Origin of the sequence: Lelliottia wanjuensis, assembly GCF_030238365.1 — a bacterium.
Classification (GTDB): domain Bacteria; phylum Pseudomonadota; class Gammaproteobacteria; order Enterobacterales; family Enterobacteriaceae; genus Enterobacter; species Enterobacter wanjuensis.
On sequence record NZ_JASSOT010000055.1, the window covers coordinates 167,469 to 180,550 of the forward strand.

The following is a 13,082-nucleotide window of genomic DNA, read 5'->3' on the forward strand; positions in this document are numbered from 1 at the left end:
GCTATTTATTGGTGAGATCTAAATTCCATGGCAGGAGTTCGGCCACTTTGTTCGACGGCCACTCCGGGAGTACGCTCAGTATATAGCGAAGGTAAGTTTCTGGATCGGTGCCATTCAGTCTGCATGTACCGATCAGACCGTACAGTAGTGCACTACGCTCGCCACCGTGATCGCTACCGAAGAAGATGTAGTTTTTCTTACCAAGGCAGACGGCTCGAAGAGCTCGTTCGACTGCGTTATTATCAGGCTCTGCCAGACCATCATCACAGTAGTAACACAGGGCATCCCACTGGTTCAGGGCATAAGAGAACGCTTCGCCAAGACGGGACTTTTTCGACAGCGTCGCACTTTTTTCTACCAGCCATTCATGCAACGATACCAGCAGTGGTTTGCTTTGTGATTGCCTGGCTGCCAGCCGTTCTGCTGCCGGGAGCCCGCGTATTTCTTCCTCGATGACATACAGCTCGCCGATACGTTTCAGGGCTTCCTCTGCTGTCGCTGTTTGAGTGCTTATATAGACGTCGTGGATTTTTCTGCGCGCATGGGCCCAGCATGCGGCTTCTGTCAGCGGCCCTCCTTCACGTTCCGGACTGAACAACCGATCATAACCTGCGAAGGCGTCCGCCTGCAGCACACCATGATAGTGGCGAAGATGTTGCTGAGGATGCTTCCCCTGCCTGTCTGGCGAGAAGCTGAACCACACTGCGGGTGGGTCTGACGAGCCTGCGCTCCGGTCATCACGCACATACGTCCAGAGCCGCCCGGTTTTCGTCTTCTTTCTGCCCGGAGTCAGCATCGGAACTGGTTTGTCGTCAGTGTGCAGTTTGCGGCAGTCCATCACGTAGTGATAAAGGGCCTCATCCAGCGGGGCCATTAACCGGCAACAGGCATCCACCCAGTTGGAGAGCAGCGCCCGACTCAGATCCACACCCTGACGCGCCAGGATTTCAGTCTGGCGATACAGTGGAGTATGTTCACAGTACTTACTCGTTAACACGCGGGTCAGCAGACCCGTTCCGGCGATGCCCCGATCGATGGGACGTGATGGAGCAGGGGCTTCAACGATGCAGTCGCACCTGACGCAGGTCTTTTTCACTCTGACGGTGCGGGTTACTTTCAGGGCGCTGGAGACCAGTTCCAGCTGCTCCGCGCTGACTTCGCTGAGGTACGCCATATCGCCACCGCATTTCGGACAACCCGTTTCAGATGGCTCCAGCCGGTGTATCTCACGGGGAAGGTGTTCCGGCAAGGGGCAACGATGACGGGACTGACGCAGCTGACGAGGTACCTGTGGATCGTCTTCCTGTCCGTTGTAGCGATCGCTTTGCTGCCCGTGCTGTTTCAGCAGGGCTTCAGCTTCTTCAACCTGCTGATGAAGCTTTTCAGAGCGGGTGCCGAACAGCATCCGTAGCCGTTTTTCTGTCTGTGCCCGCAGGTGCTCTATTTCGCGTTCTTCGTTCTCTATTTTCTCTTCGGCGCAGGTCAGCGCCGAACGCAGGAACGACTCAGCCTTTGCAACGAGACTGAGCTGGTTGTCTTTCTGGCGAAGCGCCTCTTCCAGTGCGGCGATACGGGCGAGATAGTCCTGACCCATAAGGTTATTTATAATGTGGTTATTATTTTTTTACAACATTGTCGGCGAGTTAAGGTGTGCTGTTTTTGGCTGTCGCCAGTCGAGCTTATGGAGGAGCATGGAAAGTTGTGAGCGGGTGATGGCGATTTTACCCTCGCGTACTTCAGGCCAGATGAACTGGCCTTCTTCAAGACGTTTGGTCAACAGGCACAGGTCATCAGCATCCGCCCAGAGGATTTTTACGGTATCCCCTTTGCGACCACGGAAGATAAACAGGTGGCCGGAGAACGGATTCTCATCGAGAGCGTGCTGTTCCAGCTCGCCCAGGCCATTGAACGATTTACGCATATCCGTGACGCCGGCAACCAGCCTCATACGGGGGTCTGACGGGAGGGATATCATTACTTCTCCCGGTCAGCTCGCGTAGCAGTACAGCCAGCAACACTGGTGACGGGTTCTCCAGCGTCATTTTACCGTAGCGGAACTCGGCGCAGCAGCAGGAGGCGTTCAGCGCTGAGAACTGAGCCTGCTCAGTGTTCACCCCACCAAGAGGGAGTCGGATCAGGAACCACCTCAACAGGCAATATCGTTGGTAGTGATGAAGTCATTACGGTAGCAGGAAGGTGGCACGATATGCGGTCTTCATTCTGCCAGAGCCGCAGCCATTTGAAGATGACGTTATCATTGACGCCGTTTTCTCTCGCGATTTTTGCGACATTGGCTCCGGGGTGAGAAGCCAAATCAACGATACGAAGCTTAAAGTCGTTGGAATAGACCGTGCGTGATTCATTTCGCCAGTCAGCAATGCTTTCCATGAATAGAACTCCATCTGGTTTAGAAGGAGCTCTAACCTAACGATTCGGGGGCCGGGATCACAGGCGGCATTGGCTTGTAAAATGAGATATAAAACTGTTTATTTGTTCCCGGCTCTGAAATTTTTTATATTTTCATCCATCATTACTGAAATAGACGCTGCAAAAGGATCACTGCTGGGCAAGCGAAGACAAAACGTTGTAGCCAATTCCCCTTGCATATAACCTGTAAGTTCTAACTTTGCGCTCGGATGCGCCGAGCCTGAGCTGATCGATGGGTATAGATGAATTTGAAGCGGACTGGCGAAATGGGAGAACCCATGAAAATCAACCTACACTACTAACTTAAGGTTATATCTAATCTTGGGGCCTTGCCATCTATTGTTAATGCATTTGCTGATGTAACCAAGCGATTTTATATCTACCATGATTTTAGGGCTCGCGGCCCTAACGCTGAGCGTAAATCGGATTTACATTACTGTCGACTGACATGCCATGTTCTTTTTTCCATAATTTGACATCCTTCACAAGTTTTATAAAATCCTGATCTCGATTAGCATGATTTTAGTTATGATTTATTATTAAAATAATACACATTTCATTGTGAAATTTAATGTGCATTATTACCGTGTAAATATCATTTAAAACATCTGGTGTTGGAACATAACTTCTTAATAGTAAAAGTATTAGTTCTTATCGATACGTTGCTACCCGTTATGGAGGAATTATGCACAGAACCCTGTTTTTCAGCCCTGCTTTAATCATCACATTGGCTCTGTCGACATATGCTGCTGATGGCACTATTAATTTTACCGGTACAATTCTTGATGCAGCTTGTACTGTAGACCCAGGGTCCGCTAATCAAACGGTACCTATGGGTAGCGTTAATAAAGCATCGTTTACCAATGTAGGAGATCTTGCATCGTCGGGTCCCATTGTTATTACTGTGAACGCCTGCGATCCTTCAATAACTCGCGTAGCGGCACGTTTTGAAGGAACTGAAGCAGCGGGCAATAGTCAGATTCTTGCACTAACACCTGGTGGAGCTACAGGTGTAGGAATAGGCATTTTTGAAGCTGATGGTACAACCCTGGTGCCACTAAATACTAAATCGGTAGGTATCGTTGCGCCGGCGGCAGGTGCATCTGCCGACCTTAACTTTGTCGCAAAATATGTAGCCACAGCCGCTAATGCAGACATAACTGCTGGCGATGCAAACAGTGTTGCAACATTTACCTTGGATTATAATTAAGATTATTTTAATTGTTTTGGGCAGGATGCCCGTTGTGATTCTAAGTCCCCAAAAAAACTAAGAGAGGGCATACCATGAAACATTTATGTTATCCGCTTATCGCGGTATCAATGGCCTATGGCTCACCAACTGTAGCTGGTATCGAAGTTGGTGGGACCCGGCTCATTTTTGATGCAACGAAGAAAGAAGGGAGTATTTCGGTAAAGAACCCTGAGAAAGAAACGGCTTATTTAGTTCAATCCTGGTTAGATAATCGCGATAAAACTGACACATCCAAAATTCCATTTGTTATTATCCCTCCACTTTTTCGTTTAGATGCGGGGGAGGAAAATCAATTACGGGTCATTAATACTGACACCGTGCCTCAGGATCGTGAAAGTCTGTATTGGTTGAGCGTGAAATCAATTGCTGCTACAACAAAACAACCTAACCGTTTACAGATATCTGTACGAACACGCATAAAAATGATTTATCGCCCAAGAAGCATTAAAGGGGCTGAAGACGCTTATCGTCGATTAACAGTGAGCCAGGTAAATGGAAGAGTTATTTTTTCTAACCCAACACCGTTTTATATTTCTTTTTTCAGCGTCAAAGTTGGAAACCAAAACCTTCATGAGCCAATGATGGTTGCACCTTTTGCAACTTACTCCTTGAATGTGCCCAAGGGGGCATCAGGCAAAGTAAGCTGGCGCGCTATCAACGATTACGGTGCCAGGACGGAAGAGGTATCACGTTGATGTGTCGTTTGTATCCTGAGCTATCAAAGACCATAAGCGGCCATTGTATTAATTTTTCACCAATGTTTTTTGTTGGACAATTTTCTATATGTATTGTGTATGGTCTAATTTTTTCGCCTGATGCAAATTCAACGGAACTCTATTTTAATCCCTATGCTCTTGATCCAAGAGGAGGTGCTGCGCTGGCTGACCTGAAAGTGTTTTCCAGTGGGGGGCAGTTACCCGGGGTCTACCGAGTTGATGTTTATCTAAATCGTACCCGGATAGTAAATCGGGACATTACGTTTGTAATGGAGGGGCAGGTATTACACCCTCAACTTACAGTGCAGGACTTAACTGACTTCGGAATCAATACGGCGGCTTTTCCCACACTGGTCGCTCTTGGCCCGAAGGGGGTGGTAACTGACCCAGGAAAATTTATTCCCGAAGCCACGACTAAGTTTGATTTCTCACATCAAAAGCTTGAAATTTTAATACCGCAAGCCTCGCTCAATTTTGATGCCCGTAATGCTGTTGATCCGGCACTCTGGGATCAGGGTGTACCTGCATTTCTGGCAAATTATAATCTCACGGGGTCGTACAGCGATTATGATCACGATGGCGCGACACGTAGTACGTTTCTGAGCCTGAGAACCGGTGCAAACCTGGGTGCCTGGCGTCTCCGTAATAATTCCACCTACACACACACTAAAAATGATTCGCCGGACAGCGGTAATCCATATACCAATAATGAATCCGATTCGGCTAAAGAGCAATCTAGTCAGCGGCACTGGCAAAGTATTAATACCTATGTTCAACGGGATATACAACGCCTTGGTGGACAACTTACTCTCGGCGAAAACGCTACGTCAGGTATGCTATTTGACAGTATCCAGTATAGAGGCGTTCAGTTAATATCGGATGAAAGTATGCTGCCGGATAGTCAGCGTGGTTTTGCCCCTGTAATTAGAGGTATTGCTAACAGCAGCGCGCAAATAACTATTCGGCAGAATGGTTATGTTATTTACCAGGTATATGTTGCTCCCGGGCCTTATGATATTCGTGATTTGTATTCCACTGCGGGCTCCGGTGACTTGCAAATTACAGTCAAGGAAGAAAACGGGAGTGAGCACACATACACTCAGCCTTATTCTTCCGTGCCATTGATGCAACGGGATGGCCATCTGCGCTATGAGTTTACTACCGGGCAATACCGAGCTCAGCAGAGTCATACAAATGAACCCGGATTTGTGCAATCCAGCCTGGTCTACGGTTTGAGTAATACAACAACAATTTATGGAGGGCTGACCGGAAGTCAGGATTACTCATCTGGTCTGATCGGTATAGGTCAGGGGTTGGGTAATTTTGGCTCAGTTTCTTTTGATATTAGCCAGGCTAATACACGATTGCAGGATAATAGCCAGCACCGAGGGCAGTCCTACCGTTTTCAGTATGCAAAAGACGTATTTCAGAGCGGTACGACTTTTGCGTTAGCAGGATACCGCTATTCTACCTCGGGTTTTTATGATTTTAACGAAGCGAATGAAATCACACTGAATGATGATGATACCTGGAGACGGTTGAGTAATAAGCGGAATAAAATTCAGGTCCAAATCAGTCAGTCCATGGGGGAATATGGCAATCTCTATATTAATGCTTACCAACAGGGATATTGGGGGCAGAGCGGACATGAGCGTAACTTAAGTGCCGGATATAACCTGAATTTACAGGGTGTTAATGTCGGGCTATCAACGACCAATACTCAAACACCTGATAATGGTGGATCTGAATGGCAGTATGCGTTAACGGTGCAAATACCATTAGATCGGTTCCTGTCAAACAGTTGGGCAACATTCGGCACACAAACTGATAGTCATAACAGGACAACCCAAAACATAACGCTCAATGGCCAAACGCTGGATAACAGGAATTTGAATTATGCCGTACGTGAAAGTTACGGCAATCAGGGGCAAGGTAATGGCGGCGGTGCAAACCTCATTTACAAGGGCACCTATGGCAATGTGCAAACAGGTTACAGTTATACACGCAGTAGCCAGCAATACAACGCCGGCCTCCAGGGCGGCATTCTGATTCATCCTTACGGGATGACCCTTTCTCAGCCATTCGGTGAAACTGTTACCCTTGTGAGGGCACCAGGTGCTTCTGGAGTCAAAATCCAAAACCAGCAGGGGGTTCGTACTGACTGGCGAGGCTATACCATAGTGCCTTATACCACTACATATCGGGAAAACCGCATCGCGCTTGTGCCTGACAGTCTGGGTAATAATGTTGATATTACCGATACGGTTAAGACTGTGATACCTACCCGTGGAGCCGTAGTACTTGCCGATTATAAAACCAGAAGCGGTAGCCGGGTGCTGGCAACATTACGCACAGAAGATCAGTTTGTCCCCTTTGGGGCAACCGCGATACTTATGGATGATAATAACGCGTTAGATGAAAATATTAGCTCGGGCATTGTTGGTGAAAACGGCGAACTATACCTTACCGGTGTCCCGGATGAAGCCCGGCTTCGGATTACATGGGGAGAGACCGGTAATCAGATGTGCGATGCCACGTTACTCTTGGACAGAGTACCATCAGCAGGTGGGATCAAAATTGTTTCGGCTTTATGCCGCTCGCATACGAGGGAGAATAAATGATTAATATTCGGCTGTTTATAGTTGGATTTATATTGTTTCTAGCTTCAGGGACTGAGGCAATAGCCATATGCACAGGCGAGCCACAATCTTATACAACAACCGTTCCATCCATTACCATCCCTCCTGCAACAACGGTAGGTGCAGTTATTTGGGAAATAGATGAGAAATTAACAGTGCCAACGGATGACACAATAGTTTGCCAGATACATGATGAAGTAAGTTTTGTACCTGCGCAGTTTTCGACCCCTGCCGGAACGAATATATTCGCAACAAATGTTCCCGGCATTGGAATAAAAATTCAAATTGCAATAACCTATGCTACTCCTTTGACTGACATTCCATATAGTTATACGCAAACAGCAACAACCGGATATAAAAACATGTCTGAAATAAAAATCCAGCTCATCAAAACAGGAACAATTATATCGGGTACTCTGAACTCTGGTGACGTAGCAACAGGGACGGCTCCTGGACTCGGGACCGCATATCACGTCTCTATTATTGGAGCACCGATTGTTCCAGTAGAAACATGCACGGTAACCGACAACGCGCTACTTGTTCCATTAGGTAATAATATTCCTGTAACCAGTTTTACCGGTCCTGGTTCAACATCGGAAGATATTCCATTCAGCATACCACTGGATTGCCTAATTAATGCCAGAGTCAATTTTCAACTTGATGGAGTGGGGCATGGAGAACCTGGAGTATTGAGTCTTAATAATATCAGCAATTCAGCTACCGGAGTCGGCGTACAAATTATGTATAAAAATAATCCTGTTGTTTTCGGTAGTACCGTACTTGATGGTACTGCACTTGTAGCTGGCCCCTATAATGTAGATTTTGTTGCACGTTACTATCAAACTGGTGGAGTTGTTACGCCAGGTCCTGGTCAGGCTACCGCAACGTTTACGATCACATACCAGTAAGCGAATTATCCCATAAAGTAATGGCCGCGACGCAGCGGCTAACGGACTGCAACATGTCCGCCGTTAAATGGCTGTCGGGCCGTCCGGGTATCGGTTAATATCGCGTTGACTGGGGTGCCGATCGGCGTATTTACCTGATGCAGGAAGGAGACGAAATTATCATTTTGCTGTGCGCTGGATTCAAAGACAGCCAGGACAAAGACCTGAAGCGCGCAGAGCAATACCGGGCTGATTATCTTGAAGGAGGTAAAAAAGATGCCAGCAGCAGAAAACATTAATGAAATGTGGGTGCGCCTTCTGAAAGAAGACCCGGAGTCGCTCCAGGTTATGATTGGCGAGATCCACGAACTCATTCAGGGCGGAGAGATTGAAACCGCAAAAGGGATGCTGCGCACGCTCATTAAAGTAACTCACAAATTGTGCGATTCACCACGCCTGAAGTGTGTTTGTAGTTGAAACAGGGCGGGGGCTAATCTAGACTTTCATCATGGTTCGGAAAGAAAGGCCCCAAAAGGCCTTGTAGAATCACTATTTCGTGTTATCCCGAGTATTTAACATAATCCTCGTTATGCGCACCAAGTCTGTAGTAGCTAAATTGAGATGTCCGTCTCTGACCAAATAGACATGTCCGCGCTACAGTCTCACCACAACGCTCGCAGCTTCCAAAGGATGAGACTCATGACGGCATACGGAACGGAGTTTTTCTCGATGAACGATGTGAACCGACTCAGGATCCTTCAGGATGTGATTGACCGACGCCTGACAACGCGCCTTGCTGCCAGCCGGCTGGAGATCTCAGACAGACACTGCCGCCGGTTGCTTGAGCGCTACCGTGAACACGGACCGCTGTCGCTGGTTAACCGCCGTCGTGGTCAGCCAGGTAACCGGCAACTGACGCCAGGCCTCGCTGAGCGTGCATTGCACATCATCCGTGAACGCTACGCTGATTTTGGTCCGACATTAGCCTGCGAAAAGCTCGCTGAAGTTCATGATTTGTACCTTGCTAAAGAGACTGTGCGTAAGCTGATGACCCGGGCCGGTTTATGGATCCCCCGTAAGCTACGACCGCCGCGTGTACATCAGCCTCGCCCACGGCGCGCCTGTACTGGTGAGCTGATACAGATTGATGGCAGTGACCATCGCTGGTTCGAGGATCGTGGCCCGGCCTGTACGCTCCTTGTTTATGTCGATGATGCAACCAGCCGGCTGATGCAGCTTCTGTTCGTCAGTTCTGAGTCTACTTTCACCTATTTTGAAGCCACTCGCGGTTATCTGGAGCGATACGGCAAGCCTCTGGCGTTCTACAGCGACAAGGCCAGTGTCTTCAGGATCAACAACAAACAGGCTACCGGCGGCGATGGCCAGACCCAGTTTGGCCGTGCAATGAACGAGCTGAACATTACTGGTATCTGCGCCAATACGAGTTCAGCCAAGGGCCGCGTTGAGCGGGCCCACCTGACATTACAGGACCGCCTGGTCAAGGAGCTGCGGTTGCGCGGTATCAGTACTCCTGAAGCTGCCAACGCCTTTGCTGATGAGTTTATGGCAGATTACAACCGCCGCTTCGCAAAGCTGCCCCGGCACGATTTTGACGTACATCGCCCGCTGGAGAATGGCGAAAACCTGCAGGCGACATTTACCTGGCGTGAACAGCGTAAGGTCTCAAAAAACCTGACTTTACAGTATGATAAAAAACTTTATCTGCTTGAGGGTAATGAAGAAAACCGGTGTTTTCAGGGGAAATACATCGATGTCTGGCAGTATCCGGACGGCGCTATTGAGCTCCGGGCCAGTGGTACTTCCCTGCCCTTCATCACTTACGACCGGCTGGGAGAGCTTGACCAGGGTGCCATCGTCGACAACAAGCGCCTGGGACGTACTCTGGAGATGATAAAACTGGTTCAGGACAAGCGGGACAACACCCGCTCACAGGCCCTGCCATCCCTTGACGGACAGACTTCCCGCAGAAAGAAACAACCCGGCAAGAAATCACAACGAAGTCTGGACCAGAACGACATGCTGGAAGCACTCAAACAGCTGCAAACCCGTAGCCAGGAAATCTTCGGCAAGAGCTGAAACATAACCCACAGGCGGACATTTCAATTCAGCTACAAAGCGGACCTCTGAAAACAGGCCAGACAAAGTCATTGATTTATATGATTATTTTATTTTGAGGTGCGCACTGGGATTTACACCGGAGCAACAGATTTAATCGCTGATCCATTTCCTGTGATTCATTTCCATTCCTGTGGTGAACATCGGTTGAAGCTGTAAGTTAAAGTACTTCGTGATACCATTTAATGACTTACAGCATAAAGCACTATAAACCAAAGGAGCTTTTGATGGAACGGCCTGTTCATCATAAGGTGGCTATGAGCGTACATGCGACGGAATCCGTTACCGATAGCAAAACAGCAGAATTTGGTTTTTACCCAAAGCGTCTTGATCTTAAGACCGATAACTTTTCGCTCGATACACTTTCAGACCATGATTCAGCATCAAAATATATAAAGGACCATCCTAACGTTGAAAATGGATGGTTTTATGCCGAACTTCAAGAAACGTATGACCTAAGGGGTAATGTAATTACCAGACCTTATAGCGGTCGGGTTTTCTGCATGCCTAAAACTCATAAGTTGGTGCTGAATGGATCCTATAGTGAGGATGACGTATGCTTCGTTATATGGTGCCTGTCATTCTTCACAGGAATGCGTCTGACAAGTACTCAAGCTGGATTTTTAGATGCAACTCCGGTTAAACCCGGGGCACTGGTCGATTTTTGTTTATCAGGATCCAATGAGTCGGATGCTATACAGTTAGCTTTAAACTTTCTGAATAAAGAGGACTGTCAAGTAACAACTTGTATGCGCTTAGCAGCTGTTATACACGCCCTGTTTTTGTCACAAAACCCCAAAAATCTTCACTTTGAAAAATTCCAGTATCTATATATGGCACTTGATGGATGCTTTTCCATTATATGGGATGAAAGAGATAAGACTAAAAAAATCAAAAAACCACTACACAAGGACAGAGTTTACTGGATGTGTGACACATTAGGGATGCCTATACCCTTCTGGGCAGATGGTGAGGATAATATTGCTGATGTCCGTAATGAAAACTTCCATGAAGCGATTTTTTTTGGCCAACCATTAGGCTTCTCTGCATATGGGTCTGAACAGTCAGGAACAGTTCGGAACGCCATTCTTCTACAAATGGAAGCTTTGATATGTCGTTATCTTGTTGCATTACTTGGTGGGACAGATACTAGTTATATAAATTCCCCATTAAATACTCGTGAGTATTTTTCTCTTAAATTAAAATAGTTTAGACCAGAGGCAATTTTAATGAGTGCAGACGAAATTGAAAATATATCTAATAGACCTGAGGCACTTTACAGTATACCGTTCTATAAAGATATGCCTAACCTTCCAGTAAAAATAGATCTGGAGGGTATGGCGGGCGATTTTTTGAGTTATGATATTGCAGATTTGTTCGGGTTACAGCCGATTGAGAAAGAACATCTAGATACTTATGGTGAGATAATTACTATAAATCCATCAAAGGAGTCCCTTGAACTTTATAAAAAGAGAGATGATTCCTTTCAAATGGTATTTTTGGTAATTAATGCCTATGGTTTTAAAGAAATTGATGGGGTAATGCATTGCAAGCCGTACAACATTTCACTCTTCCCAGCAAGCAAAAGAGGAGAGTTGACTTCACTCAAGACAGATTTGATTGAGAAGTATGATCTTGAGATGGATGCTAAAGTGCCGAAGCTTTACTATGGGTTCAATCCATTTAAGGGCGCTTTTGGACTTTATATGTATAATTCCGTGGATTATTCTGGAATTGAATCTGATATGATTGGTTTCGTAAACAATATGTATCTGTTGTCAGATAAATATAACTATCATAATGTCGTGCCGCCATTCATTAAATCTATTGATAACAGTCCGCAAGTCAAAGCTGATTACAAAAAATACAGAAAGGATAGGTACTTCAAGAAATTTAACAAGATAAAGCCCAGGAAAATATGGGGCTGTGATTCTCCTATAGAATTATTTTTACTTCAGGCAATGGATAGCCTGGGCTTGACGCCAGAAATTCAAACAATAATTACTGAAGACGGACTTACAGTCCCTAGCCTGCATAAATTATGGGAAAACTCGCGCTCACGTAGACGGTTAAAAGCCATAACAGATGCTGATTTCTATTTCCCTGAAAAAAAATTAGCAATTTTTTGTGATTCTAAAGAACATCATTCTTCCACAGAATCTTTTGTTAAAGACAGAAATATTGATAAGTCGTTGGCGGAAATTGGTATTGTTAGCCTAAGAATATATGGTAAGGATATTGTCGCAGATCCATTAGCGTGTGCCACGATAGTCAGAGATCGTTTAAGCGAGTTGTGAGCTAAAGATAAATTGTTATTGGCCTGAATGCTCAGGCCATTAATATTCAACGATATCTTGCTTCACGGAACTTGAATCAATCTCTGGCTGTAAAATCAGGACTGTATAACCCATACTCACAGGCAACTTCTCAGTTTTGAGCCCGCACTGCTCCAATAATGGAAATATCCCGTCTGGAACGCCAGTTACACGCACCTCAAGTGGCAGTATAAGATTTCCTGATTCTGTAAATGAGCTATGGAGTTGAGATTTCTGTGTATACACAGCCGATACATCTGTACCGCATTTCCAACCATCCTGCCACTCGGTATCGGATAATAGGTGATCCTGCCAGCCCATTGAACGTAGCGTGTCAATCATGCAGGTGAATCTAAACAGCGTGCTCTGACTGGCTAACTCACCAGAGCTTGCCAGCCAGATATACTCCACCTTGCTGTAAAGCCGTGCTGAGGGCCCTTTCAGTTTCCCTTGTTCCTGCAACCAGATAATGTCAGGCGCCAGAGATTTAGGAAAAACCTTGCGCTTCTGAGCGGTTGAAAGCCACTGCATTATGAACATGTGTGTTTGAAGAGATGTGAGAGATCTTCCCTCTTTCCGTGCAAGCTTTACCGCTACGATGATGCACCAGGCGAGATGAGCCAGTTCAGTATCAGGGCGCTTAGTAGTTAGCTCAGTCAATACTTTCTCCACGACTGTTAAGGAAAATTTTAAGGCCGGAGATTATCATG

At 46.5% G+C, this 13,082-nt stretch carries 11 protein-coding genes and 1 pseudogene; 8 read left to right on the top strand and 4 right to left on the bottom strand.

Going from position 1 to position 13,082, the window contains the following annotated elements; all coding sequences use genetic code 11:
• Position 1: 1 nt before the first annotated feature.
• The 3 genes and pseudogenes from tnpC to QQF33_RS25770 form a co-directional block, all read right to left on the bottom strand.
• A complete protein-coding gene (gene tnpC / locus QQF33_RS09535) occupies positions 2-1,594 on the bottom strand; it encodes an IS66 family transposase (protein WP_285157723.1) in 1,593 nt (530 codons plus the stop codon).
• Between the two features lie 30 nt (positions 1,595-1,624).
• Positions 1,625-1,975: an IS66 family insertion sequence element accessory protein TnpB gene (gene tnpB / locus QQF33_RS09540; protein ID WP_285149588.1), complete on the bottom strand. Its 351-nt coding sequence runs from the start codon at positions 1,973-1,975 to the stop codon at positions 1,625-1,627.
• Positions 1,914-2,388 (bottom strand): annotated as a pseudogene (locus tag QQF33_RS25770) (transposase). Before QQF33_RS25770 ends, tnpB begins: the two are co-directional and overlap by 62 nt.
• Before the next feature lie 724 nt (positions 2,389-3,112).
• Here QQF33_RS25770 and QQF33_RS09550 point away from each other — a divergent pair.
• The 8 genes from QQF33_RS09550 (at position 3,113) to QQF33_RS09585 (ending at position 12,354) form a co-directional block, all read left to right on the top strand.
• Complete coding sequence (locus QQF33_RS09550) at positions 3,113-3,637, top strand: fimbrial protein (RefSeq protein ID WP_285149586.1); 525 nt, start codon at positions 3,113-3,115, stop codon at positions 3,635-3,637.
• Positions 3,638-3,711: 74 nt separating this feature from the next.
• A complete protein-coding gene (locus QQF33_RS09555) occupies positions 3,712-4,374 on the top strand; it encodes a fimbrial biogenesis chaperone (RefSeq protein ID WP_285149585.1) in 663 nt (220 codons plus the stop codon).
• Positions 4,374-7,016, top strand: coding sequence for a fimbria/pilus outer membrane usher protein (locus QQF33_RS09560; protein ID WP_285149584.1), 2,643 nt, complete (start codon positions 4,374-4,376; stop codon positions 7,014-7,016). Before QQF33_RS09555 ends, QQF33_RS09560 begins: the two co-directional genes overlap by 1 nt.
• Positions 7,013-7,942: a fimbrial protein gene (locus QQF33_RS09565; protein WP_285149583.1), complete on the top strand. Its 930-nt coding sequence runs from the start codon at positions 7,013-7,015 to the stop codon at positions 7,940-7,942. Before QQF33_RS09560 ends, QQF33_RS09565 begins: the two co-directional genes overlap by 4 nt.
• Before the next feature lie 255 nt (positions 7,943-8,197).
• Positions 8,198-8,398: a hypothetical protein gene (locus tag QQF33_RS09570; RefSeq protein ID WP_285149582.1), complete on the top strand. Its 201-nt coding sequence runs from the start codon at positions 8,198-8,200 to the stop codon at positions 8,396-8,398.
• A 222-nt stretch (positions 8,399-8,620) separates the two neighbouring features.
• Positions 8,621-10,018 carry an ISNCY family transposase gene (locus QQF33_RS09575; RefSeq protein WP_285157724.1) on the top strand — a complete coding sequence of 466 codons (1,398 nt, stop codon included), beginning with the start codon at positions 8,621-8,623 and terminating at the stop codon, positions 10,016-10,018.
• A 266-nt stretch (positions 10,019-10,284) separates the two neighbouring features.
• Positions 10,285-11,265: a hypothetical protein gene (locus QQF33_RS09580; protein ID WP_268197102.1), complete on the top strand. Its 981-nt coding sequence runs from the start codon at positions 10,285-10,287 to the stop codon at positions 11,263-11,265.
• 21 nt (positions 11,266-11,286) lie between these two features.
• Positions 11,287-12,354: a PDDEXK family nuclease gene (locus QQF33_RS09585; protein WP_285157725.1), complete on the top strand. Its 1,068-nt coding sequence runs from the start codon at positions 11,287-11,289 to the stop codon at positions 12,352-12,354.
• 39 nt (positions 12,355-12,393) lie between these two features.
• Here QQF33_RS09585 and QQF33_RS09590 read toward each other — a convergent pair whose 3' ends face one another.
• A complete protein-coding gene (locus tag QQF33_RS09590) occupies positions 12,394-13,032 on the bottom strand; it encodes a DUF2913 family protein (RefSeq protein ID WP_268197104.1) in 639 nt (212 codons plus the stop codon).
• Positions 13,033-13,082 lie beyond the last annotated feature (50 nt).